Below are 25,363 nucleotides of genomic sequence, written 5' to 3' on the forward strand. Positions count from 1 at the left end.
GATCGGCATGCCACCACGCCCGGGGGTCGTCGCCGCCAATCGCGTACGCCGCGGCACCCCGCGCATCGCGCGCGCACCACGATCCACGCAATCGCCGGCACACCCTCTAAGCTATGCCGATGACCGATCATCTCGACGACCTCGACGCCGCTGCCGACCTGATCCTGCAGCGCATCGCCGGCCCGCTGCGCGTGGGCGCACCGCTGGGCCTGGGCAAGCCGCATCGCCTGCTCAACGCGCTGTACGAGCGCATCGAGCACGATCCGACGCGGCCGCTGCAGATCTACACCGCGCTGTCGCTCAATCCGCCGGCGCCCGGCGGTGGGCTGCAGGGTCGGTTCGCGCGGCCGTTCGTGCAGCGCCATTTCGGCGAGGACTTCCCGCGCCTGCGCTACGTGCAGGCGATGCAGCGCGATGCGCTGCCGGCGCACATCCAGGTCGAAGAGTTCTACATGCAGTCCGGCGCGCTGCTGCGCTCGACCCAGGCGCAGCGCAGCTACACCAGCCTCAACTACACCCATGCCGCCGATGCGGTGGCGCAGCGCGCGCCGAACCTGATCGTGCAGAAGGTGGCGCTCGAACCCGACGGCACCCGGCTGTCGTTCTCGTGCAACAACGACATCACCCAGGACACCCTGGCCGCAGTGCAGCGGCGCGGCCTGCCGCGGCCGCTGCTGGTGGCCGAAGTCGATCCGCAGTTGCCGTGGATCGGCGGCTGCGCGGCGGTGGAGCCGAGCTTCTTCGACGTGGTGGTGACGCCGCCGGGGCCGTATCCGCGCCTGTTCGGGCTGCCGCGGCAGCCGGTCGCCGATGCCGATTACGCCATCGGCCTGTACGCCAGCACGCTGGTGCGCGACGGCGGCACCCTGCAGATCGGCATCGGCACGCTGGCCGATGCGCTGTGCCATGCGCTGGTGCTGCGGCATACCGACAACGCGCGCTACCGGCAGGTGCTGGCGGCGCTGGATCCGGAACTGGAGTGGCATCCGGCGGTGCGCGAATGCGGCGGCCTGGAGCCGTTCGCGGTCGGCCTGTTCGGCTGCAGCGAGATGCTCAACGAAGGTTTCCGGCAACTGGTCCAGTGCGGGGTGATCCGGCGCAAGGTGCTCGACGACGCGCCGCTGCTGCAGCGCGTGGCCGACGGCACTGCCGATGCGCAGGACCTGCAGCGCCTGGAGCGCGAGGGCGAATACCTGCAGGGCGCGTTCTACCTGGGTTCGCCGGAGTTCTACGCCTGGTTGCGCGACATGGATCCGCAGGCGCGCGCGGCGATCGGCATGCGCCGCATCAGCGAGATCAACCAGCTCTACGGCGACGAGGCATTGCGCCGGGTACAGCGGCGCGAGGCGCGCTTCTTCAACTCGTGCATGATGGCCACCGCGCTCGGCGCGGCGGTGTCCGATGCACTGGACGATGGCCGCGTGGTGTCCGGCGTCGGCGGCCAGTACAACTTCGTGTCCATGGCGCACGCGCTGGACGACGCGCGCAGCGTACTGATGTTCCGCGCCGTCCGCAGCGATGCCGGCGCAACGCAGTCGAACGTGCGCTGGAACTACGGCCACACCACCATCCCGCGGCACCTGCGCGACCTCTACGTCAACGAGTACGGCATCGCCGACCTGCGCGGCCTGACCGACGAGGACTGCATCGCGGCGATGGTCGGGATCGCCGACGTGCAGGCGCAACTTGCGTTGCTGGAGACGGCGAAGGCCAACGGCAAGCTGGCCGCCGACTTCGCAGCACCCACGCACTGGCAACGCAATCAGGCTGCGCGCGTGCGCGACGCGCTGGCGCCGTTCCGCCGCGACGGCACCCTGCCCGACTATCCGCTGGGCAGCGATTTCACCGAGGTCGAGCAACGCCTGCTGCGCGCCCTGTCCTGGCTTCAGCAGCACACTGCCAGCACCGGCGCCAAGCTGAAGACGGTGGCCAGCGCGGTGCTGGCGCGTCCCGCGGCGGATGCCGCCTGCATGCAGCGCATGGGGCTGGACGCGCCGCGCAGCCTCGGCGAACGGCTGGACGCGACGTTGCTGGCATTCGCCCTGCAGCGCACGCGCACGCCGCAATGACGCACGCGCGGCAACGGCAGGGAGCCACCCGGCGACGCAGGGTTTACGTATAGAAGCGGCTCGACGTGCCCTGGGCCGACAGCCGCAACGCGCGCGATCGGGAATGCCCGTCGCGGCCAAGTCGCTCTCGCAACAACGACAACGCTTCGCGCTGAGTTGCGGCAAAAGCGCATCGCCGGCGGTGCTTGTCCAAACCAGCCGCGACAACGTGACGACGATCATGCACGCATAGGACACCGCGCACGATCGTGGGCACAGCGCGGACCATGACACGATTTGGCAACACCCGCGTCAACTGCACTCGGGATGCTGTCGAGATATCGTTACCAAGCGTGACCACGATGTTCCCCCAACGTTCTGTCCCGATGTCGTCGAAACTCCGCAGTGCGCCAGCTGCGCTGCGCGCGCCGCTGGCGGTGTTGGCGCTGTTGCCATCTGCGCTGTGCGCCGCACCCAGGCTTGGCGACCTGCAGTACATCGGCAGCCACAACAGCTACCACGCCGGCTTCGCGCCCAGCGAAGCGGCGCTGTGGAAACGCCTGGATCCAGCGACGTTCGCGGTGCTGGACTACCGGCATCCGCCGTTGACGCAGCAACTGGACGACGGCGTGCGCCAGATCGAACTGGACATCTACGCCGACGCCAAGGGCGGACGCTACGCGCACCCGGCGATGATCGACCAGCTTGCCAAGGCCGGGCTGCCGCCGGCTCCGCCGATCGCCGCGCCAGGCGTGATGCAGCGGCCGGGCTTCAAGGTCATGCACATCCAGGACCTCGACCAGCGCAGCACCTGCCAGCCGCTGCTGGCCTGCCTGCGCGAGGTGCGGGCGTGGTCGCAACGGCACCCCGGGCATCTGCCGATCTTCATCCTGCTGGAAACCAAGCAATCCACCGTGCCGGCGGCCTTCCCCACGGTGCAGCCGGAGCCGTTCGACGGCAAGGCGCTGGATGCACTGGATGCCGAACTGCGCTCGGTATTCGCCGCGAACGACTACATCAGCCCCGACCAGGTACGCGGCAGCGCGGCCACGCTCAACGCCGCCGTGCTCGCGCAGGGCTGGCCGGCGCTCTCCGCGGCGCGCGGCAAGGTGGTGTTCCTGCTCGACCAGCGTTCGATCGGCCCGGCCTACCTGGCCGGCCATCCGTCCTTGCGCGGCCGCGTGTGCTTCACCAATGCCGATCCCGGCACAGACGACGCCGCCTTCGTCGAACGCAACGACGGCAGCGCCGACGAGATCGCGACGCTGGTGAAGGCCGGCTACCTGGTGCGCACCCGCACCGACGCGGACCTCAAGGAAGCCCTGCGCAACGACACTGCGCGACGCGACGCCATGCTCGCCAGCGGCGCGCAACTGCTCAGCACCGACTTTCCCGATCACGAGCCTGCCGCCTCCGGCTACGTGGTGCGCTTCCCCGACGACGCCGTCGCCCGCTGCAATCCGCAGCGTCCGCAGGCCGACTGCCACGGCGTCGACCTGGGCCACTGAATGCCATTGGCCGCGCGACGTCGCGGCCACGCCCCACACGTACGCAATGGAAGGCCTGGGCGATCCGCGCGCCGGCATCGGCGTGTCCGGACTTCGGATCGCAACCGCTGTTTCCCCCCAACGAGCCACCCCCATGCTCCCGTTCCATCGCCCCTGCCCCCTGTGCTGTGCCATCGCCCTCGCGCTTGCGCTCTCGCCAACCGCCCGCGCCAGCGACGCCGATGACGCCAGCGCGCGCACCACCACCCTGGACTCGGTCAACGTGCAGGCCGCGCAGGCCACCGTGCCGGGCTCATTGGACGAACAGCGCCTGTCCAACGGCGTCAACAGCGTGATGAGCAAGCAGCAGATCGATGCGATTCCCTCCGCCGGCATCGCCGACGTGGTCGCGCACCTGCCCGGGCTGTCGGCCTACAGCGACATGCACCTGGGCCAGGCCACCACCGGCGAGAACGCCTACGTCAGCATCCGCGGCCTGGATGCCAGCTACAACAGCTACCGCCTCAACGGCTTCGGCATGCCCGAGACCGATTCGTCCACGCGCGCGATCTCGCTGAACATGCTCGCGCCGTTCGGCATCCAGTCGGTCAAGGTCTCCAAGTCGCCGACCCCGGACCTGCCGGGCGACGCGATCGGCGGCACGATCGACATGCGCACGCCCAGCGCGTTCGACTTCGACGGCGACTTCTACGGCAAGACCACCACGCAAGGCCAGTTCAACGCGCTCGCTTCCGACCTTGGCGGCAAGCATACCGGCGGCACGCTGCAACAGGAGCTGGCCTGGAAGTTCGGCGACGACCATGCGTTCGGCGTCTATGCCTCGGCCTACTACGGCAGGAACAACAACATGGCGCAGGCGCCGGCGCCCAACAGCGCCTACTTCCCGGCGGACCCGGCGCAGGCCAAGGCGGTGGACCTGCGCGACGTCGGCCCGCTGCTCAGCGCCCGCTACAAGTACAGCGTCTACACCAGCCAGATCGAGCGCTACGGCGGCAACCTCGCCTTCGACTGGCAGGGCGAGCACACCACCCTTTTCGCGCGCGCCATCTACGGCAGCTACAACGTCACCGGCCAGCAGGACCAATCCAGCGCACGCCTGGAAACCGTCAACAACCAGCCGACCGCGGTGCGTGGCGGCTACTTCAACACCCACGACATCAAGGAAACCCTGGCCACGCTGCAGTTGGGCGGGCAGACCACGCTGGATCGTCTGCGCTTCGATTACGGCAGTTCCTTCGGACGCGGCACGCGCAGCCGCCCGGACTACGTCGCCGCAAGCCTGTACGGCTTCACCCCGGGCAGCTTTGCGTTCGACCTGAGCGACCCGACCTATCCGAGCATCGGCCCGAGCTCGCCGGCCCTGAAGAACTTCTTCTACAGCCTGGATTCGGCGCTGTTCTGGAAGACCCAGGGCCACGATGCCGGCAGCCACGACAACCGCGCCAGCGCGCATGCCGACATCAGCTACCGCGTGGACGGCGACGTGCTCGACGAGGTCAAGACCGGCCTGTCGCTCGATCACGCCGACCGCGGCTCCTACGATCACCCGTTCTTCCACAAGGACGGCAACTTCGTCTACAACGGCCCGTATTTCGGCGGCCCCAATTACGTGTTCCCCAACGCTGGCGGCCCGCCGCTGAGCGCACTGCCCGGCCGCCTCACCTATGCCGCCTTCGACGGCCACTACGACGGCCCGTTCAAGATCCTCGACCGCGACTGGGTGCGTGCGCAGGCGGTGCCGTACAAGTACGTCAACGATCCCAATGGGGCAGGCGTCTATACCGCCAACGACTACAACGCCAACACCACCTCCAGTACCGAGGCGATCTACGCCGGCTACGCGATGGCCACGCTGCATGTCGGCGCGGTGACCCTCCTGCCCGGCGTGCGCTACGAACTGACCCGCTACTCCGCCGATGCCTGGCAATCGAACGGCGACGGCATCAACGGCCGCTTCGTCGGCAGCGGCCGCACCTATGGCGAAGTATTGCCGGGCATCAGCCTCAACTACCGCCCGGACGAGCTGACCGTCTACCGCGCCTCGCTGCGGCGCAGTTTCAGCCGCCCGGCGTTCGGGCTGATCTCCGGCGAGACGGTGTACACGGTCGACCCCACCCAGAAGGTCATCGGCATCTCCAAACCCAATCCCGACCTGCAGCCGAGCAAGGCCGACAATGCAGACCTGTCCGCGGAGTTCTACGACCGCAACGGCGGCGTGCTCAGCGCCTCGACCTACTACAAGCGCATCACCGGCTTCATCTACACCTCGCAGTCGGCGACCAGCAACGACAACACGCTCGGCGGCCTGGTCTCGACCGGTACCACCTTCGAGGACGGCGTGCCGGTGACCATGCCGCAGAACGGCGGCACCGCGACGCTGTACGGCGTGGAACTGGCCGGCAGCAAGCGCCTGCAGGATCTGCCTGGGTTCTGGAGCAACTTCGGCGTTGCCGCCAACCTGACCCTGCAACACAGTTCCGCCGACAGCAAGCGCGCCGACCAGCCGGAAAAGACCTGGCTGCCGCGTGCGCCCGAGCGTATCTACAACCTGGACCTGTTCTACGACGACAGCCGCCTGCGCGCCGACCTGAGCTACAACTACACCGGCCTGCAACTGCTCGGCCTGACCAGCGACCGGCTCAACTACTACCTGCAGCCGGTCAAGTCGCTGGACTTCACCGCCACCTACCACCTGCCGCACGGCATCGACGTCGGCATCGCCGCGAAGAACCTGCTGAATTCGGCCACGTTCTACGAAACCCAGGGCAAGTCCACCCGCTACATGGCCTACGACCCCGGTGCCGACGGCGCCTACGTGGAAACCGGGCGCGTGTACATGCTCACGCTGAGCTACACCTACTGACGCTGCCCTGCCTCCGCCGCTGCGGCGAGTGCCTTGCGTGCAGACTGCACGCAAGGCATTGGGCAGGATGCACCAGCGCCGCGACCCGCCCTCAGAGGCCACTCCTGGCGCCGAAGCATCGAGGGGTGCGGCAATCCTCCGCAAGCTGCATCGCGCTTCCTCGGGCTGAAGGCCCGGGCATCTAGGGACATTTCCCGATCCCGCACATATCGGCACGCAACGACAGTGGCTGCGCGACGACCATGTCTGCATGGCGCGCAAGCCGACCATCCATCCCCATTGCGACCAAGGATTCCCTTCGATGAACATGCGCCCATCGCTCCGCGCTCTTCTGCTCGTGCTGTCGACACTCCTGCCCTTTGCTGCGCTGGCCGCTCCGCCCGCCACCGTCGCCAGTTGCGCGGGCATCGCCGCTGCCTATCCGACGGACCTCGGTCCGCGTTGCAACAGCAACTACGCGAAGATCAATCACCAACCGCAAGACGCCGCACAGCGCCTGCAGACCTACTACGCGCGCGTGGAAGTGCTGAAGATCTTCAGGAAAGCCCTGCTGTGCAATGGCCTGTACGGCGCCAAGGCTTCGGAACAGCAGCGTTTCGGCAGCGGCGAAGACGGCCATCTGCAGGCACTGGCCAATCTCTACCAGAACATGCAGAACGACCCGAACCGCCCCGCGGCGCTGTATACGGCTGCCGATCTGAAAGACATCAAGATGAACAAGCCGCAATGCAAATGAGGCAACGCATTCGCAACGAACGCCAGGCGCGCTGAGGTCGCTGGCGTCCCCTCGCGGTTCGGCATCGGCCGCCTCCGGGCAGCCGATGTCATTCGCGTGTAAAATTGCGGGTTTTTGACCACTCACATGGCGAAAGCCCCTCCACGGGCGCCCGTCCCGGGCCCGGCCTTCATTCGCCTGCTGGCGCGCCTGAGCGATGCGCCGATGCCCGCGTCCAGCCCCGCGCTGGCCGACCGGCTCGGCCAATGGATCGACTGGAACCGCGCGGTGGCGGTGTCGCGGGCGCTGGACGGCAAACTGCCCGAGCCTGCCGAGGACGCCCCCGAGGCGCCGGAACCGTCGGCCCTGGAGGCCGAATGCGGCCGCGTGCGCGCTGCACTGGAAGAGAGCATCGCCCTGGACATCGCCAAGGAAACCGGCAAGCCCGTGGGCAAGCGCCAGCACGACCCCGACGCACCGATCGACTACGCGCCGTTCCGCCAGCGCTACCAGGCGCTGCAGCGCGCGATGCTGACCGCGACCGGACGCCTGCGCGGCCTGCTGCGCGATGCCCTGGTCCCGCTCTCGCCGGACATGGCGCGGCTGGCCGAGGTCGATGCGGTGATGGAACTGACCCTGAGCCCGCGCGAGCAGACCCTGCTGGCGACGGTGCCCAACCTGCTGGAAGCGCATTTCCAGCGCCTGCGCGCGGCCGCCGCGCCCGCCCCCGATCCATCCCTCACCGACGTTCCGCCGGCGCCTGCCGACACGGCCTGGCTGGACCTGTTCCGCCAGGACCTGCACAGCGTGTTGCGCGCCGAGCTGGACGTCCGTTTCCATCCCATCGAAGCGCTGCTCGCCGCGCTTCGCAGCCGTTGATTCGACCCTCATGCCCAAGACCCTGCTCCATTCCGTCCTGTTCCTCGCCGGCCTTGCCGTGGTCTGCTGGATCGGCGTCGGCTATCTCGGCTCCAACCCGCTGGGCACAAGCTTCGCCGCGCTGATCGGCCTGTGCTACCTGGCCGGCATCGCCGAGCTGTACCGCTACCGCCAGGCCACTGCCACCCTGCACACCGCGCTGAGCGACGCCGAGGCCGCGCGCAGCGATCTGGGCGGCTGGCTGCAACGGCTGCACCCGAGCCTGCGCAACGCGGTGCGCCTGCGCATCGAAGGCGAACGCGCGGCCCTGCCGGTGCCGGCGCTGACCCCGTACCTGGTCGGCCTGCTGGTGCTGCTGGGCATGCTCGGCACCTTCCTGGGCATGATGGCGACGCTGCGCGGCACCGGCCTGGCGCTGGACAGCGCCACCGATCTGAATGCCATCCGCGCCTCGCTGGCGGCGCCGCTGAAGGGCCTGGGCTTCGCCTTCGGCACCTCCATCGCCGGCGTGGCCGCCTCGGCGATGCTCGGCCTGCTCGCCGCGCTGTGCCGGCGCGAGCGCCTGCAGGTGGTACAGCACCTGGACCTGCATGCGGCCACCGCGCTGCGCACGCATTCGCTGGCCTACCAGCGCAACGAGGCCTTCAAGCTGCTGCAGACCCAGGCCACGCTGATGCCCGGCCTGATCGAACGCATGCAGACGATGATGGCGGCGCTGGAACAGCACAGCGCGGTCAGCGGCGAACGCCTGGCCAGCAGCCAGGACGCCTTCCACAGCCGCACCGAGGCCGCCTACACGCGCCTGGCCGGCGCGGTCGAACACGCCCTGCAGGCCGGCGTGGCCGCGCACGCGCGGGCGTTCGGCGACGCGCTGGAACCGGTGGTGCAACGCACGCTCGACGGCGTGGCACGCGAGACCGCCGCGCTGCAGGACAGCGTCGGCCAGGCGGTGCAGCAGCAGCTGGACGGCCTGACCAATGGCTTCGCCCAGGCCGCCGAACAGGCAACGCAGCGCTGGGACAGCGCGCTGGCCGAGCAGCAACGCGTCAATGGCGCGCTGCTGCAGGAACTTGGCAGCGCGTTGCAACGCGCCGGCGACGGCCTGGAGCAACGTGCCACCACGCTGGTGGAGGCGACCGCGGCACGCCTGCAAGCCGCCAGCGACGACGCCAGGCAGGCCTGGAGCGAGGCGATGGCGCAGCAACGCGAAGCGAACGACGGCCTCGCCGCGCGCCAGGCACAGGCACTGGACGCGGTGGCCAGCCGTCTGGATGCCACCGCGGAAGCTGCCCAGCAAGCCTGGAGCACGGCGCTGGAACAGCAGCGCGAGGCCAACGCGGCCCTGGTCGCACGCAACGCACAGGCACTGGACACCGTGGCGACGCGGCTGGACGCCACCGCCGAGGCCGCACAGCAGGGCTGGGACGCGGCGCTGGCCCAGCAGCGCGCGATCAACGACACCCTCGCCACGCACACGACGCAGGCGCTGGAGACCGTGGCGACCCGCCTGGACGCCACCGTCGAGGCCGTGCAACAGGCGTGGAGCGCGGCGCTGGCGCAGCAACGCGAGGTCAACGAGGCCCTGGCCACGCGCAACGCGCAGGCGTTGGACACCGCCGCGGCCAGCCTGGAACAGCGCGCCGCCGCCCTCGCCGAGACGCTGCAGCAGGCCCATGCCGACCTGCAGGAGGCACTGGAAGCGCGCGACCAGGCGCGTCTGCGTGCCTGGACCGACAGCTTCGCCAGCATGGCCGCGACCCTCGGCGGACAGTGGGAGCACCATGGCGAGCGCATCGCACAGCGCCAGCAGGAGATCTGCAGCACCCTGCAGGAAACCGCGGCGGCGATGTCCGAGCAAGGCCAGGCACAGGCGCGCGACACCATCGCCGAGATCGAACGGCTGGTGCAGGTGGCCTCGGAAGCGCCGAAGGCCGCGGCCGACGTGGTCGCGGAACTGCGCCAGAAACTCTCCGACAGCATGGTCCGCGACACCGCCATGCTCGACGAGCGCAACCGCCTGCTGGCCACGCTGCAGACCTTGCTGGAAGCGGTCAACCACGCGTCCACCGAACAACGCAGCGCGGTGGACGCCCTGGTCGCGACGTCGGCCGATCTACTGGAGCGCGTCGGCAGCCGCTTCACCGAGCAGATCGACGCCCAGACCGGCAAGCTCGACGACGCTGCCGCGCAGGTCGTCGCCGGCGTCACCGAGGTGGTCAGCCTGGGCGACGCGTTCTCCGGCGCGGTGCAGGCCTTCGGCGAATCCAACATGGCCCTGCTGGAACGCCTGCAGGGCATCGAGCAGGCGCTGGACAAGTCGCTGACGCGCAGCGACGAGCAACTGGCCTACTACGTGGCGCAGGCGCGTGAGGTGATCGACCTGAGCATGCTCTCGCAGCAGCAGATCACCGAGGAATTGCGTCAGCTCGCCGCGCGCCAGGCGCCCGACCAGGCCGACGCGGCATGAGCGACGAGCTGGAACTCGAGGCCGACAACGGCGCACCGGTCTGGGCGGTGTTCGGCGACCTGATGTCGGTGCTGCTCGGCGCCTTCGTGCTGATCCTGATCGGGGTGATCGGCGTGCAGTTGCAGCTGTCGAACAAGCTGGATGCGGAAATGCGCCAGCGCCAGCGTGAAGCGCAGCAGCGCAAGACCCTGGAACAGGCGCTGGCCGCGCCGCTGGCGGCCGGCCGGGTGACCCTGGTCGACGGCCGCATCGGCATCCGCGGCAACGTGCTGTTCGCACTGAACTCCGACCAGTTGCAGCCGGAGGGCCGCGACCTGCTGAAGAGCCTGGCCGCGCCGCTGGCCGGCTACCTCAAGGCGCGCGACGAGATCCTGATGGTCAGCGGCTTCACCGACGATCGCCAGGTGCGCGAGAGCAATCGCCAGTTCGCCGACAACTGGGAACTGTCGGCCGAGCGCGCATTGACCGTGACCCGCGCGCTGATCGAGGCCGGCGTACCGGCCGATGCAGTCTTCGCCGCCGCCTTCGGCGCGCAGCAGCCGGTGGCGCCGAACGTGGACGAGGCCGGACGCGCCAGCAACCGCCGCGTGGAGATGGCGCCGCTGCCGCGCATGCGCAAGAGCACAGCGACACCGCATGCGCCCTGATCGGATCGCCGCCGCCGATCGCCTCGCCGCCTGGCGTGCTGAGCATGCCGAGCGGCTGGACCCGCTGCGCTTCCGCTTCCTCGAAGCGCTGGCGCGCCGCACCGAGGCGCAGCAGGGCAAGGCGCGGGAACTGCTGGAGCAGAAACTGTCCGCGTTGCTCGACGCGTACGCCGCGGCACTGGACGCGGCGCCGCAAAGCGCTGGCGATGCCGAGGCCGCAGTGCGAGCGATGCAACCCGGCCCGCTCGGCGCCTTGCTGGCGCAGTTCCGCGCCGCGGCGGTTGCGATCCGCGCCGGCAACGACCACGGCGCCAACCTGGAGGCCAACGACGAAGCCCCCACGGCGACCGATGCCATCGACACAGAACTCCCCGCACCATCGCCCTTGCCCACCGCAGCGACCGCAGCGGCGCGACTCACCGCACCGCAACTGCCCGCGGTCGAAGACGCGCGCCGGCTGTGGACAGAACTGCGCAGCCGCAGCCAATTGCGGCAGTCGCTGCAACCGGCCCCCGCCGACGCCGGCCCGCTCAACTCCGGCGTGCTGGTGCATCGCGCATTGGCGCTGATGCGCACGCTCTCGCCCGGCTACCTGCAGCACTTCCTGTCCTACGTCGATGCACTGTCCTGGCTGCAGCAACTGCAGGAGGCGGGCGCACTGGCGACGCCGCAGAAATCCGGCAGCGCCGCCGGCAAGCCTGCGACGCCGCGCAGCAAGCCGCGCAAGCGCGGTTGATCGCATCACCGATGCGCATCGCGCCGATTGCGTGGTCGTAGAAGCGTCCCTTTCCTCATCCGACACACCCACACAGGCAAGAAAAAGGCCGGCATGCGCCGGCCTTTTTCGTCCCCTATCGTGGCTCTCGGCTTACAGCGCCTTCGCCGCCGCCACCACGTGTTCGGCGGTGATCTGGAAGTGCTTGTACAGCACGTTCGCCGGCGCCGAGGCGCCGAAGCTGTCGATGCCGACCACGGCGCCGTCCAGGCCCACGTAGGCGCGCCAGAACGCGGTGACCCCGGCTTCCACCGCCACGCGCTTGCGCACCGCCGACGGCAGCACCGACTCGCGGTAGGCGGCGTCCTGGCGATCGAACACGTCGGTGCAGGGCATCGACACCACGCGGGTCTTCAGGCCCGCGGCATCCAGCGCCTGCTTGGCTTCCACCGCCAGGCCCACCTCCGAACCGGTACCGATCAGGATCACGTCGGGCGTACCGCCCTCGGCATCGGCCAGCACGTAACCGCCGCGCTCGATCAGCTTGATCTGCGCCTCAGTGCGAGCCTGGAACGGCAGGTTCTGGCGGCTGAACACCAGGCAGCTCGGGCCGTCCTTGCGGGTGATCGCGGCCTTCCAGCTCACCGCCGACTCCACCGTGTCGCAGGGGCGCCACACGTCGTTGTTGGGGATGTAGCGCAGCGACGCCAGATGCTCCACCGGCTGATGGGTCGGGCCGTCCTCGCCCAGGCCGATCGAGTCGTGGGTGTAGACGTGGATCGCGTGCGCCGGGATCAGCGCGCTCATGCGCACGCCGTTGCGTGCGTAGTCGCTGAACACCAGGAAGGTGGCGTCGAACGGAATGAAGCCGCCGTGCAGTGCCAGACCGTTGGCGATGGCGGTCATGCCGAACTCGCGCACGCCGTAGTACACGTAGTTGGCGTTCGGATCATCCGTGGCGACCGACTTGCTGGCCTTCCACAGGGTCAGGTTGGAATGCGCCAGGTCGGCCGACCCGCCGACCAGTTCCGGCAGCAGCGGCGCGAACGCCTCGATCGCCATCTGCGAGGCCTTGCGCGAGGCGATGGTCTGGCCTTCGGCGGCCTGCTTGGCGATGTAGGCGTCGGCCTGGGAGAAGAAGTCTTCCGGCAGCTCGCCATGCGAGCGGCGGGTCAGTTCCGCGGCTTCGGCCGGGTACTGCTTGGCGTACTTGTCGAAGGCCTGCTCCCACTCGGCCTGGCGCAACGTACCGGCACCGCCGGCGCGCCAGCCGTCGTAGATTTCCTGCGGGATCTCGAACGGCGCATACGGCCAGTTCAGCGCCTTGCGCGCGCCTTCCAGTTCTTCCTTGCCCAGCGCGGCGCCGTGCGAGGATTCCTTGCCGGCCTTGGTCGGCGCACCGAAGCCGATGGTGGTGCGGCAGCAGATCAGGGTCGGCTTCTCGCTCTCGGCGATCGCCGCCTCGATCGCGGCCTTGACCGCATCGGCATCCTGGCCGTCGACATCGCGGATCACGTGCCAGCCGTAGGCCTCGAACCGCGCCGGGGTGTTGTCGCTGAACCAGCCGGCGGTGTTGCCGTCGATCGAGATATGGTTGTTGTCCCAGAACGCCACCAGCTTGCCCAGGCCCCAGGTGCCGGCCAGCGAGGCGGCTTCATGGGACACGCCTTCCATCATGCAGCCGTCGCCCATGAACACCCAGGTACGGTGGTCGACGATCTGGTGCTCGGGACGGTTGTAGCGCTGCGCCAGCAACTTCTCGGCCAGCGCGAAACCGACCGCGTTGGCGAAGCCCTGGCCGAGCGGACCGGTGGTGGTCTCCACCCCGGGGGTCTCGCTGCGCTCCGGGTGGCCGGCGGTCTTGCTGTGCAGCTGACGGAAGCGCTTGAGCTCCTCGATCGGCAGGTCGTAGCCGGACAGGTGCAGCAGCGCGTACTGCAGCATCGAACCGTGGCCATTGGACAGCACGAAGCGGTCGCGGTTGAACCAGTGCGGGTTGTTCGGATTGTGGCTGAGGAAGTCGTTCCACAGCACTTCGGCGATGTCGGCCATGCCCATCGGCATGCCGGGATGGCCGGAATTGGCGGCCTCGACCGCATCGGCGGCAAGGAAACGGATCGCGTTGGCGAGTTCGCGGCGGGTGGGCGTCGTCATGAGGGATCTGTCGGAAGCGGGCGCGTGGCGTCGGGCCCACTATTGTCCCACAGGCGGGGATTGGGGATTGGGGATTGGTAGCGTCACCGGCTGGACACCCGAGATGACGTAGGGGCGGCTTCAGCCGCGACGGGCCATTGCCAGCAAACACCCATCGCGGCTGAAGCTGGTCCAATGCCTGGCCCTTCAGGCCGCGACGCTGCCGCCTTCATCAATCCCGAATCCCGACTCCCGAATCCCCGCCATCCTCCCCCTTGGCCACCATCGTGGTCAGGGCCAGGTCGCCGGTCACGTTCAGCGCGGTACGGCACATGTCCAGAAAATGGTTGACGCCCAGGATCATGCCGATGCCGACCGGGTCCACCCCGACCATCGCGCAGATCAGCGCCACCACCGGCAACGAGCCGGACGGGACGCCGGCGGTGCCGATGCCGCCGAGAATACAGACCAGCATCACCATGCACTGCTGCGCGATGCTCAACTCCACGCCAAAGAACTGGGCCAGGAAGATCACCGTCACGCCCTCGAACAGCGCGGTGCCGTTCTGGTTGGCGGTGGCGCCGACGGTGAGCACGAAACGCGAGACCTTGTGCGGCAGCCCCATCTGGTCGGCCACGCGCAGCGCGGTCGGCAGCGTGGCGTTGCTGGACGCGGTGGAAAACGCCATCACCGTCGCCTCGCGGGTGGCGCGGAAGAACCACAACGGCGAGCGCCCGGCCAGGCGCACCGCCACGCCGTAGCTCACCACCATGTGCAGGCCCAGCGCCAGCACCACCACGCCCACGTAGGCGCCCAGCCGCACCAGCAGCTCGAATCCGAACAATGCCGCCAGGTTGAACATGAAGCAGGCGACCGCATACGGCGCCAGGCGGATCACCAGCCCGATCAAGGTCATCGAGATCTCGAACACACCCTCGATGCCGCGCCGCAGCGTCGCCACCTTGGCGTCTTCGCTGAGCACCATGCCCACGCCGAACATCACCGCGAAGAACATCAGCGACAGGATCGCGCCATTGCTGGACGCGGCTTCGACCACGTTGTCGGGCACGATCGACAGCAGCATGTCCATGCCGTGCGGCTGATGCCTGCTCTGGTCGACGATCTGCGCGGTGCGCTCCACGTTCTGCTGCAGCAGTTGCTGCGCCAACTCGCGATCCACGCCGATGCCCGGCTTGAGCACGTTCACCAGCACCAGACCCAGCAGCACCGCCACACCCGACAGCACCACCGTGTAGCCCAGCGTCTTCCAGCCGATCCGGCCGAGCGCGCGGATGTCGCCCATCTCCGAAATGCCCATCACCAGCGCCGAGAACAGCAGCGGCACGATCAGCATGAAGATCAGATTGAGGAACAGCTTGGAGAACGGCGTGGTCAGGTACTTGGTCAGCGCCTGCACCCAGGCCGCATCGCCGCCCACGCTCAGATGCACCGCCAGGCCCAGCACCAGCCCGAGGACGAAGCCGATCGCCATTTTCCAGTGCAACGGCATGCCGGTTTCGGCCTTCACGGGGGTATCGGTCATGAGCAGCGCCTGGCCAGAAGAAGCGTGAAGCTTAACAAACCCACACTGGCCGTTCTCAAGTCATCGCATGACCGGTGTCCGCCCTGCGCCCCGCAGCAGGGCCATAGGGCGGCCAGCGTGCCTACGGCGCAGACGCTAAAGTGCCCACATCAACCATCTCGAACGCCGCCCATGCTGACCGGATTCAACCACCTCACGCTGGCCGTGCGCGATGTGGAGCGCAGCTTGGAGTTCTACCGGCATGTCCTCGGTCTGCGCGCGCATGCGTGCTGGGACCACGGCGCCTACCTGAGTCTGGGCGAACTGTGGCTCTGCCTGTCGCTGGACCCGCAGCGCGGCCCCGCGTCGGCCGACTACACGCACTATGCGTTCTCCATCGCCACCGACGCCTTCGCCGACTTTGCCCAGCGCCTGCAAGATCACGCAGTGCCGCTGTGGCAGCGCAATCGCAGCGAAGGCGACTCGCTGTATTTCCTCGATCCGGATGGGCATCGCCTGGAGGCGCATGTCGGCGACCTGCATTCGCGGCTGGCCTCGTGTCGCGCGCGGCCGTATGCGGGAATGCGCTTCCTCGACTGAGCAAGCGGCGCCATCGTCCGGCACCACCGCGTCCTCGTCGGCAAACACCCGCGTCACAGCGCCCACCAATCGCGGGCCGCAAGCGCCAATGCCTCACGCATCACGCGGATACAGCGGCGGCAACTCGTCCTTGTCCTGCTTGCGCGGCGTAGTGCGCCAGCGCGGCCCAGCCCAGAACGCCTGGCGCAACGCGGCGCGTGCGCCGCTCACATCGCCGCCACCGCCCCAGCGTGCGTGCTGCATGCGTCGCACCGCGTCGCGCTGCGCCGGATCGTCCAGACGCTGCACCACCGTATCCAGGTCGGCGACGCCGGCCTGCGCGCACAGGATCGCCGCGACCTCGTCCAGACCACCGCTGTCCAGGGCCTTGCGCAATTCCGGCAATGCGGCGCGCGCCGTCGCGGGTGCCGATGTCGCACCCGGCGCAGCGTTGGCCGCCGAGCCCGGCAGCGCTGCGACGCCGCGTGCACGGCGCAAGCGGCGCCAGGCCCAGACCAGGGTCGCCAGCCACAGCACCGCAAAGCCCGCGGCCAGCGCCATCCACAGCGGCGACGAGGCGAGCCATCCCCGCAGGGTATGCGTCGGCGCCACCGCGGTGTCAGCGGGAACCAGGCTCAGCGTCGGCGCCGCCGGGCTGACCGGAGCCGGGGCCGGCGCGGGCACGCCCTGTCCGGGCTGCACCTGCAGGGTCAGGTCCGGCAGGCTGGCCTCGCGCGCGGCGCCGGCGCCCACGTCCCACCACGGCATGCGCAGGCCACGCACCAGTAACGGGCCGGCCGCCTGCGGCACGATCGAGTAACGGCGGGTGACGGTCACTTGCGGCCCGCCGTCGACGAAGCGTTCCTGCACCTGCGGCGGCTCGGCGAACACCTGCGCGCCATCGACACTGGGCGTGGGCAGTTCGGGGAACTGCGCCTGGGTCGCGCCGCGTGCCGTGGCCTCGACCACGATGTCGGCAGCCTCGCCGGCCTTGGCACGCTGCGGCGTGGCGGTGTAGCGCAGGCGCAGTTCGTGCAGCGGCAGCCACGGCTGCGGCGCATTGGCCGGCTGCGCGCGCACCTGCAGGGTCTGCGCGGTACCGCGCGCATTGAGTTCGCCGCCGCGGCCGAAGTAGTCGTCGAAGAAGCCGGTGGGGCCGCGGCCGCTGAAACGCGCGCCCGGCAACAGCAGCGAGCCGCTGCGCTCGGGCACCAGCAGGTAGTGCCGCTCGACCACCGTGTACATGCGCCCGTCGATCTGACGGCGGTTCTGGATGTCGTCGCCGACGCGCTGCAGCGACGCGCCGGCCGGCGCGTCCAGGTCCAGCTCGCCCGAGCTCAGCGGCACACCGAGATACAGCCGCACCACCACGCCCACGCTCTGCTGCACGTAGGGCCGCGCGTCGTCGACGACGGTCTGCACGAAGACGTCGGCGTTGCCCACCTGCGCGGGCACGTCGGCATTGGCGGTGGCCGGCACCGCGGCGCTGGCCGCGGCCACCTCCAGCCGCAAGGGCGCGGTGCGTTCGTTGCCGACCTGCAGCGACGGAATCTCCAGCGTGCCGGTGCTGCGCGGCGTCAGCATCACCCCGAACAAGGACTTCGACGAGACCGCGCCGTTGACGATCTGCATCTGCCGGCTCTTGACCTCGTTGCTGAGCGCGAAATCCGCGCGCAGCGGCGCGTAGTCCGGCGTGGCCGCCGCCTGGTCGGTCTCGATGTTGAGGGTCACGCCCTCGCCGGCGCCGACGTTGTCGCGATCAAGCCACGCGCGCGTGGCGGCAGCCGCCGGCAGCGCCAGCAGCAGCGCGGCCAACACCATCAGCACCACGCAGGCGCGGGCTCCCTGGCCGAGTCGCTTGAAGTGGATCATGGCTCTTGTTCCCGCTGCCTGCGTTCGTGTTCCAGCCTGAATTTGGCGCGCAGCAGATTGCCCGGATCGTCCGGCACCCGCCGTAGCCACGCCTCGACCGCCTGGCGCTGCTCGCGTTGCTGCGGCGTCTCGTTCGCGGCGGCAGCGGCGCGCTCGGCGGACTGTTTGTCGGTGCCGCCCTGCTGTGCCATCGCCTGCTGCATCTGCTGGCGCTGCGCCGCATCGGCCTGCTGTTGCGCCTGTGCATCGCCCGGCTTCGGCGGCGCCTGCCGCGCGTCCTTGGCGCCATTGCGTCCCTGCTGGCCGTCGCGCTGCTGGCCGTTTTGCTGCTGGTTCTTCTGCTGCGGGTTCTGCTGGGCGCCGTTCTGCTGCTGACCCGCCTGCTGTTGACCGTTTTGCTGTTGACCGTTCTGTTGCTGGCCGTTCTGTTGCTGGCCGTTCTGCGACTGCCCGCTCTTCTGCTGCTTGCCGTCCTTGCCCTGCTGGCCGGACTTGGAGTCCTGCGACGACTGGCGCTTGCGCGCGGCCTCCACCGCGGCGCGGTTGGCGATCGCATCGGCCATCTGCGGATGCAGTTTCAGCGCCTTGTCGTAGGCGTCGATCGCCTCGTCGTAACGGCCCTGCCGTGCCAGCGCATTGCCGAGGTTGTACCAGCCGGCGTCGCTGTCGATGCCTTCGAACTGCTGTTGCGCGGCGGCGAAATCGCCCTTGCGGTAGGCCTGCACGCCTGCATCGAGCCGTTGCTGGCGGACCTGGTCGGCACGTTCCCACCACCCGCCTGCGACAGGACCGAGTGTCGGCGTCTGTGCTGGCGCTGGCGCCTGAGCCTGCGCATGCACCGGTAGCGGCATCGCCAGCGGCGCCAACACCAGCAGCAGCACCGCGGCGCCACCGCGACGGCGGAACGCGAGCAAGGCCAGCAGCATCAGCGGCGGCAGCAACCAATAGCCTTGATCGAGCCACACGCGGCCATGGCTTTCGTCGGCCGCCGTGGCGTCCGCTTCCTGCGGCCGCAGCACGCCCAGCGCGCGCAGATCCGTATCGTCTGGCGTCAACGCCGCGTAGCGGCCCGCGCCCGCTTCCGCCAGCGCGCGCAGCGCGCCCGCATCCAATTGCGCGTGCGACAGCCGACCCTGGTCGTCGCGGTAGGCCGCGCCCTGCGCCGTGCCCAGCCCCAGCGCGGACACGTGATAGCCCTGCCTGGCCGCGCGCGCCGCGGCCTGCTGCGCCTGCGCGTCGGCCTGGTCGCTGAGCACCAGGATGTCGCCGCGGGAGAAGCCGGCCTGGCGCAGCAACTGCGCCGCCCAATCGATCGCCAGGTCGGTGCGCTGCCCCGCCACCGGCATCACCTGCGGCGACAGCGCGTCGAGGAACAGGGCCACGTTCGCCGCATCGTCGGTCAGCGGCGCCACCGTGTACGGCTCGCCAGCGTAGGCCACCAGCGCCACTTCGCCGCCGGCGCGCTCGTGCAGCAGCCGCGCCAGCTTGGCCCGCGCCTGCAGCAGCCGCGACGGCGGCAGGTCGCGCGCGTCGATCTGCGCGGACAGGTCCAGCGCGATCACCAACGGCGTGCGCGCCTGCCAAAGCGGCTGCTGTTCCTGGCGCCAGCTCGGTCCGGCCAGCGCCAGCACCGCCAGCGCATAGCCCAGCGCGCCCAGCAACAGGCCAGCACTGCCCTTGGCATCGCCACGCGCGAGCAGATGCGGCAACAGATGCGGGTCCACCGTGCGCCGCCAGATGTCGCGGCGCCGCCGCCGGCGCCACCAGCTCCAGCCGAGCAACGGCAGCAACAGCAGCGCCCACAACCATTCGGGGCGCAACAGGTGCAATGCCTGGAGGAACTCCATCGCGCGGGTCATTGCCGCCTCCAGGGCCAGATGAAGGACAGCAACGCCAGCGCCAGCGCCGCCGCCAGCGGCCAGGCGTAGCGCTCGATCCGCGGCCGCACCGCAGGACCGGCCGAACGCACCGGCTCGAGCCGGTCCAGTTCGGCGTAGATCGACGCCAGCTCCGCGGTATCACGGGCGCGGAAGAAGCGCCCACCGGTGTCCTGCGCGATCTTGCGCAGCGTGTCCTCGTCGACCTGGTCGTCGCCGCCGCTGCCGGGGATCGGCAGGCCGAACAGGGACATGCCGCCATCGCCACCGAAGGCGATGGTGTACACACGCACGTGTTCGGCCTTGGCCAGTTCGGCGGCCTTCAGCGGGTCGAGCACGCCGGCGGTGTTGACGCCGTCGGTGAGCACGATCAGCACGCGCTCGCCCTGCTTCTGCTCGCGCAGGCGCTTGACCGCCAGCGCGATCGCGTCGCCCAGCGCGGTCTCGCGCCCGGCCAGGCCGACCACGCTGTCGCGCAACTGGTCGCGCACCGTGGCCAGATCCGCAGTCAACGGAGTCAGCGCATACGCCTGCTGGCCGAACACCAGCAGGCCGATGCGGTCGCCATCGCGGCGATCGAGGAAGTCGGCCAGCACCGCCTTGGCCGCGGTCAGACGATCGACCACGCGCCCGCCCAGGGTCATGTCGGGCTCGCTCATGCTGCCGGACAGATCCACCGCCAGCATCAGCTGCCGCGCCTGCTGCGGTGGCGCGATGGGTTCGCCCAGTTGCAGCGGCCGCGCCGCCGCCGCGCACAGGCAGAACCAGGCCAGCCACGCCAGCCACACGCTGGCGCGCCACAGCCCGCCGCGCGCCGGCGCGGCGGCCACGGCCTGCAGGCGCTCGCCATAGGGCACGCGCAAGGCCGGCGCATTGCCGCGCCGTGCCGGCAGCAACAGATTGGCCAGCAGGGGCAGCGGCATCGCCAGCCACATCCACGGCCAGGCGAAGCCGGCCAGCAAGTCGCTGAGGCTCTGCCACGACGACGACAACAGGCTCATCGCCGTCCTCCACGCCGCGCCGTCATCAACGCCAGGAAGCGGCGCCGCGCCAGCGGCAGCAATGCCTGCACCAGCGCCGGGTCGAGGCTGGGGCGGTAGCCACCGTCGAGCAACACGCGGCCGGGGCCGGCGGAGAACGCCTGGTGTTTGTCGCCGCCATCAAGGAACCGCAACCAGTCTTCGCCCTGCAGCGCCGCAGCGGCCGGATCGCGGCGTTGCGCCGCGCGCCGCAGCAGCTCCGAGACCGCGGCCACCTGCGCCGGCGGTTCGCCCGTACGCGTCGCCGCATCGAACTGACGCTGCCAGCGCTGCTCGCGCCGGCGCCGGCGCATCCATACCAACAGTGCCACGCCGAGCGCCAGCAGCAGCACCGCCGCCAGCATCCACCAGCCCGGTGCGGGCGGCCACCAGGCCGGTGCCGGCGGCAGATGCACATCGCGCAGGGGCAATTGCTGCGGGCTCATGCCGACGCCCCCCGTTGCACCGGCAGCAACCACGACTCGCTGGGTGCGTCGCTCAGCAACACCCGCACCTGCACGCCGCGGCCCGGCAGTTCCGCCGCCAGGGTTTCCAACGGCTGCACGAATTGCGCGCGCCAGCGCTGTTGCGCGGTGCCTGCCAGCAGATCCACTTCCACGCGGCGGCCGCTTGCCCAGAACGGCAGCGCGGCGCGTGGCGGATGCACTTCCAGCGGATCGGCGAGCAGCAGCAACTCCACTTCGTTGTGCAGCGCCAGCCCGGCCCAGCGCGCGGCGGGCACGGCCTGCGCACTGGCCGGATCGGCCAGCACGGTCAGGCGCGATCCCGGGCGCAGCAGCTTGGCCGCGTGATCCAGCGCCATGCTCAGGCCGGCATCGTCCTGCGGCGGCTGCGCATACCAGCGCGCCAGTGCATCGAGCACGCGCAGCACGCCGCGCGGCCCGGCGGCGGGCGGCACCGGCGCTTCGCTGCGGCTGCCGCGCAAGGCGGCCAGCCGATCGCCCTGCCGCTGCGCCGCCCACGCCGCCACCGCCCCGGCACGCGCCGCCTGCACCGACTTGAAGCGCACGCGCGTGCCGAAGTACAGCGACGGCGCGGTGTCGGCGACGATCAGACTGAGCCGTTCGCGCTCGGCCTGGAACAATTTGGTGTGGGTGCGGCCGCTGCGCGCAGTCAGCCGCCAGTCGATGTGCCGCACGTCGTCGCCGGCCACGTACTCGCGCGACTCGGCGTACTCCATGCCGCGCCCGCGCATCGGCGACGGGGCGGCGCCACTGAGGCCATGGCGGCCTCGGCGCGGCGGCGGCATGCGTGCGACCGCGGCGCGCAAGGCCATCAGCTCGGCCAGGCTGGGACGGATCCCCGCCTCGGCCGGCGCGGCAGCGTGCGGCGTGCCCGGCGCGGTCGGCTGCGGTGCCATCGTCGTTACTCCGCGCGGAGGCGGGCGGCGGGCAACAGCCGTACTTGGCGGCGTCCGCTCACGGCGGCGGCACCTTGTCCAGCAGCGCCGCGACCAGACGATCGCCATCCCAGCCCTCGGCGGTCGCTTCGTAGCTGGGCAGCACGCGGTGGCGCAGCACATCGGCGGCGACCGCGCGCACGTCGTCGGGCGTGACGAAATCGCGCCCGGCCAGCCAGGCGCGGGCGCGGGCGCACCGCTCCAATGCGATCGAACCGCGCGGACTCGCGCCCCAGGCGATGCGCCGCGCCAACGCGGCGTCGTAGCCGCTGGCATCGCGCGAGGCCAGCACCAATTCGATCAGATAGCGCTCCAGCGGCGGTGCCATGTGCAGCGCCAGCACCGCGCGGCGCGCCGCGAACACGTCTTCCAACGGCATGCGCGGCGGCGGCGCCTCGCCGGCCTCCAGCGTCTCGCGGGCGCGCTCACGCGCCAGGCGCAGGATCTCCGCCTCCGCGGCCGCTTCCGGGTAGCCGATCCGCACATGCATCAGGAAGCGGTCCAACTGCGCCTCCGGCAGCGGGAAGGTGCCTTCCTGCTCGATCGGATTCTGCGTCGCCATCACCAGGAACAGCTTCGGCAGCGCATAGGTATGCCGGCCGACGGTGACCTGGCGCTCGCCCATCGCCTCGAGCAGGGCCGATTGAACCTTGGCCGGCGCACGGTTGATTTCGTCGGCGAGCAGGATCGGATGGAAGATCGGCCCAGGCAGGAACTCGAAGCGACTCTCCTGCGGGCGCCACACCTCGGTGCCGGTAAGGTCGGCCGGGAGCAGGTCGGGGGTGAACTGGACGCGGGCGAAATCCGCTTCCAGGCGCGAGGCCAGGGCGCGGATCGCGGTGGTCTTGGCCAGGCCGGGCGCGCCTTCGACCAGCAGATGGCCATCGGCGAGCAGCGCGATCAGCAGGCGCTCCACCAGCGCCGACTGGCCGACGATGGTCTGGGACAGGCCGTCGCGCAGGGCGACGAACGCGGCGTGCAGGCGCTGCTGCTCGGGCGCGGCCGGCGGGGAATCGAGGGTCGGGGATGGAGTGTTCATTTGTGCAGTCTGACCGATCGCCGGTGAAAATGGTTCCGCGCGCGGCAGAGGCCGCGTGCTGCGAATTCAGGATTTCCTCATCGATGGGACTAAACGCCGACGGGAGAGGCTTGCGCCTCTCCCGTCGAAGGTTTCCCGCCTTGTCCGCGGCATTTAGGCCGGCGGACGCTTGGCCACGTGCATCACCTTCGGGGTCACGAAAATCAGCAATTCGGCCTTGGTCTTGTTGCGGCCACGCTTCTTGAACAGATTGCCCAGGAACGGCACGTCGCCCAGGAACGGCACCTTGGAGATGCTGCTGCGGTCGTTGAACTCGTAGACACCGCCGATCACCACCGTCTGCCCATCGTCGACCAGCACCGCCGTATTGATCTCGCGGCGGTTGATTTCCGGTACGGTGCCGTAGTTCTGCAAGACCACGTAGCGTTCGACTTCGTCCTTCTTGACGTTCATGTTCAAGAACACACGATTATCGTCGGTGATGGTCGGGGTGACCTTCAGCTCCAGCAGCACTTCCTTGAACTGTACGTTGGGCGTCGCCGCAGTTCCGGCGGTTCCACCGGTAATGGTGACATAGCCGATTTCCTTACCTTGCCGAATCACGGCCTCGCGCTGGTTGGAGGTCACGATGCGCGGATTGGAAATGACTTCGCCCCGCCCTTCTTCCTGCAATGCCGACAGCTGCAGGTCCAGATTGAAGTTCTTGCCGAGCAGGGTGTAGGCAAGACTGGGTAGGGTCTGCGCGCTGGTGAAGGTCGGACCGCTCAGATCGACGTTGAGACCACGCGTATTGACGCCACCGCCAGCCGCGTTACTTCCGACCGTAGCGACATTGTCCCCATAGGTGCGCGTCGCGCCGACACCGAACTTGGCACCCAGATCGCGTGCGAAGGTATCGGTGGCGATGACGATGCGGCCTTCGATCAGCACCTGGTCGACCGGGCGGTCGATCACATTGATCAGCTCGCGCATCTGCGCGACCTTCTTCGGGATGTCGCTGATCATCAGCGTGTTGGTGCGCTCGTCGGCGACCAGACGCCCGCGCGGCGACAGGAAGCCATTGTCGTTCTGGCTGTTGCCGCTGCCACCACCACTTCCGCCGCCACCACCACCGCTGCCGCCGATGCCCTTGGCCTCGGTCAGCGCTTTGAAGATCGCCGTGGCGCTGTGATAGTTGATCTGCACGTAGTCGGTGATCAGGTCCTCGCGGTTCTCGATCGCGATGCGCGCGTCTTCCTTGTCCTGCTCGAACTTGGCCAACTCCTGCTGCGGCGCGACCCAGATCACCTTGCCGTCGCGGCGCTTGTCCAGGCCCTTGGCGCGCAGCACGATGTCCAGCGCCTGGTCCCAGGGCACATTGACCAGGCGCAGGGTGACGCTGCCCTGCACAGTGTCGGAGGCGACGATATTGAGATTGGACTCCTCGGCGATCAACTGCAGCACCGTGCGCACCGGCACGTCCTGGAAGTTGAAGGTTACCGGCTTGCCGCTGTAGCCGCGGGCCGCCACCTGCGCGGCGGCCTGGCTGACCGTGGTCGCGGTGACCGCACCCACCGCCGGCGCGGCGGCGCGCGGAGTGATCTCGACCACGTACTCGTTGCCCGACTGATAGGCCAGCGATTCGAACGCGCCATTGGTGTTCAACACCAGCTCGGCGCCGCCCGCATAGGGCTTGGCATCGATGCGCTGCACCGGCGTGGCGAAGTCGGTGACGTTGAGCGGACGCTGCAACTCCGGCGGCAGCGTGGCGTTGCCGACATCGACCACCACGCTGTTGCCCTGGGTGCGCAGGTCCGGGCTGGCGCCGGTGCCGCTGAAGGACAGGATCAGCCGCCCCGCACCGCCGTCGCCGCGCTTGAAGTCGATCTTCGACACCGTGAGCTTGGCCGGCGCCGCCGCAGGTGCGGGAGACGCGGCAACAGGCGCGGCGGGCGGCGCCGCGCTGGCGACGACCGCATTCCCGAGCATCGCCGCCAACCCCAACGCGCATAGCCGCATCGTCGCGTGGCGCCGGATGGGGCGCAGGCTCAGGGCTTTGGAAAAAGTCATCGTGCTATCCC

18 protein-coding genes are annotated in these 25,363 nt (G+C 69.6%); 9 read left to right on the forward strand and 9 right to left on the reverse strand.

Annotated elements, in window-relative coordinates; translation table 11 throughout:
* The first annotated feature begins 113 nt into the window (after nt 1-113).
* From CEK68_RS15940 to CEK68_RS15975, 8 genes are all read left to right on the forward strand, one after another.
* A complete protein-coding gene (locus CEK68_RS15940) occupies nt 114-2,069 on the forward strand; it encodes an acetyl-CoA hydrolase/transferase C-terminal domain-containing protein (protein WP_152239975.1) in 1,956 nt (651 codons plus the stop codon).
* A gap of 365 nt (nt 2,070-2,434) precedes the next feature.
* On the forward strand, nt 2,435-3,556 hold the full coding sequence (locus CEK68_RS15945) for a phosphatidylinositol-specific phospholipase C1-like protein (protein ID WP_152239976.1): 1,122 nt from the start codon (nt 2,435-2,437) through the stop codon (nt 3,554-3,556).
* A gap of 133 nt (nt 3,557-3,689) precedes the next feature.
* A complete protein-coding gene (locus CEK68_RS15950; RefSeq protein ID WP_152239977.1) occupies nt 3,690-6,419 on the forward strand; it encodes a TonB-dependent receptor in 2,730 nt (909 codons plus the stop codon).
* A gap of 250 nt (nt 6,420-6,669) precedes the next feature.
* Nucleotides 6,670-7,155, forward strand: coding sequence for a hypothetical protein (locus CEK68_RS15955; RefSeq protein ID WP_226977914.1), 486 nt, complete (start codon nt 6,670-6,672; stop codon nt 7,153-7,155).
* 126 nt (nt 7,156-7,281) lie between these two features.
* The gene (locus CEK68_RS15960) at nt 7,282-8,013 is read left to right on the forward strand and encodes a DUF3348 domain-containing protein (protein WP_152239978.1); all 732 of its coding nucleotides are present in this window, start codon (nt 7,282-7,284) and stop codon (nt 8,011-8,013) included.
* Nucleotides 8,014-8,023: 10 nt separating this feature from the next.
* Nucleotides 8,024-10,480 carry a DUF802 domain-containing protein gene (locus CEK68_RS15965; protein WP_152239979.1) on the forward strand — a complete coding sequence of 819 codons (2,457 nt, stop codon included), beginning with the start codon at nt 8,024-8,026 and terminating at the stop codon, nt 10,478-10,480.
* Entirely contained in the window at nt 10,477-11,127 is a 651-nt protein-coding gene (locus CEK68_RS15970) for an OmpA family protein (protein WP_152236134.1), read from the forward strand. Before CEK68_RS15965 ends, CEK68_RS15970 begins: the two co-directional genes overlap by 4 nt.
* Complete coding sequence (locus CEK68_RS15975) at nt 11,117-11,863, forward strand: DUF2894 domain-containing protein (protein ID WP_152236133.1); 747 nt, start codon at nt 11,117-11,119, stop codon at nt 11,861-11,863. Before CEK68_RS15970 ends, CEK68_RS15975 begins: the two co-directional genes overlap by 11 nt.
* A gap of 132 nt (nt 11,864-11,995) precedes the next feature.
* Here CEK68_RS15975 and tkt read toward each other — a convergent pair whose 3' ends face one another.
* Complete coding sequence (tkt, locus tag CEK68_RS15980; protein ID WP_152239980.1) at nt 11,996-13,996, reverse strand: transketolase; 2,001 nt, start codon at nt 13,994-13,996, stop codon at nt 11,996-11,998.
* Between the two features lie 211 nt (nt 13,997-14,207).
* Nucleotides 14,208-15,518 (reverse strand): dicarboxylate/amino acid:cation symporter, encoded by a 1,311-nt coding sequence (locus tag CEK68_RS15985; protein WP_152239981.1) that lies wholly within the window; start codon nt 15,516-15,518, stop codon nt 14,208-14,210.
* Nucleotides 15,519-15,689: 171 nt separating this feature from the next.
* Here CEK68_RS15985 and fos point away from each other — a divergent pair, with 171 nt between their 5' ends.
* Nucleotides 15,690-16,097, forward strand: coding sequence for a fosfomycin resistance glutathione transferase (gene fos, locus CEK68_RS15990; RefSeq protein WP_017917353.1), 408 nt, complete (start codon nt 15,690-15,692; stop codon nt 16,095-16,097).
* A 93-nt stretch (nt 16,098-16,190) separates the two neighbouring features.
* Here the strand turns inward: fos and CEK68_RS15995 are convergent, their stop codons facing one another.
* The 7 genes from CEK68_RS15995 to CEK68_RS16025 all read right to left on the reverse strand — a co-directional run bounded on the left by CEK68_RS15995 (nt 16,191) and on the right by CEK68_RS16025 (nt 25,352).
* Complete coding sequence (locus tag CEK68_RS15995; protein ID WP_193314227.1) at nt 16,191-17,897, reverse strand: BatD family protein; 1,707 nt, start codon at nt 17,895-17,897, stop codon at nt 16,191-16,193.
* A gap of 47 nt (nt 17,898-17,944) precedes the next feature.
* On the reverse strand, nt 17,945-19,807 hold the full coding sequence (locus CEK68_RS16000) for a VWA domain-containing protein (protein ID WP_152239983.1): 1,863 nt from the start codon (nt 19,805-19,807) through the stop codon (nt 17,945-17,947).
* On the reverse strand, nt 19,804-20,826 hold the full coding sequence (locus CEK68_RS16005; RefSeq protein ID WP_017917350.1) for a VWA domain-containing protein: 1,023 nt from the start codon (nt 20,824-20,826) through the stop codon (nt 19,804-19,806). Before CEK68_RS16005 ends, CEK68_RS16000 begins: the two co-directional genes overlap by 4 nt.
* Nucleotides 20,823-21,290 (reverse strand): DUF4381 family protein, encoded by a 468-nt coding sequence (locus CEK68_RS16010; protein ID WP_152239984.1) that lies wholly within the window; start codon nt 21,288-21,290, stop codon nt 20,823-20,825. Before CEK68_RS16010 ends, CEK68_RS16005 begins: the two co-directional genes overlap by 4 nt.
* The gene (locus CEK68_RS16015) at nt 21,287-22,225 is read right to left on the reverse strand and encodes a DUF58 domain-containing protein (protein ID WP_152239985.1); all 939 of its coding nucleotides are present in this window, start codon (nt 22,223-22,225) and stop codon (nt 21,287-21,289) included. Before CEK68_RS16015 ends, CEK68_RS16010 begins: the two co-directional genes overlap by 4 nt.
* Nucleotides 22,226-22,283: 58 nt before the next feature.
* Nucleotides 22,284-23,303 (reverse strand): MoxR family ATPase, encoded by a 1,020-nt coding sequence (locus CEK68_RS16020; RefSeq protein WP_017914104.1) that lies wholly within the window; start codon nt 23,301-23,303, stop codon nt 22,284-22,286.
* A 153-nt stretch (nt 23,304-23,456) separates the two neighbouring features.
* Entirely contained in the window at nt 23,457-25,352 is a 1,896-nt protein-coding gene (locus CEK68_RS16025; RefSeq protein ID WP_152239986.1) for a type IV pilus secretin PilQ family protein, read from the reverse strand.
* Nucleotides 25,353-25,363 lie beyond the last annotated feature (11 nt).

The sequence above is a fragment of the Xanthomonas sp. LMG 12461 genome, assembly GCF_009192935.1.
GTDB lineage: Bacteria > Pseudomonadota > Gammaproteobacteria > Xanthomonadales > Xanthomonadaceae > Xanthomonas_A > Xanthomonas_A sontii.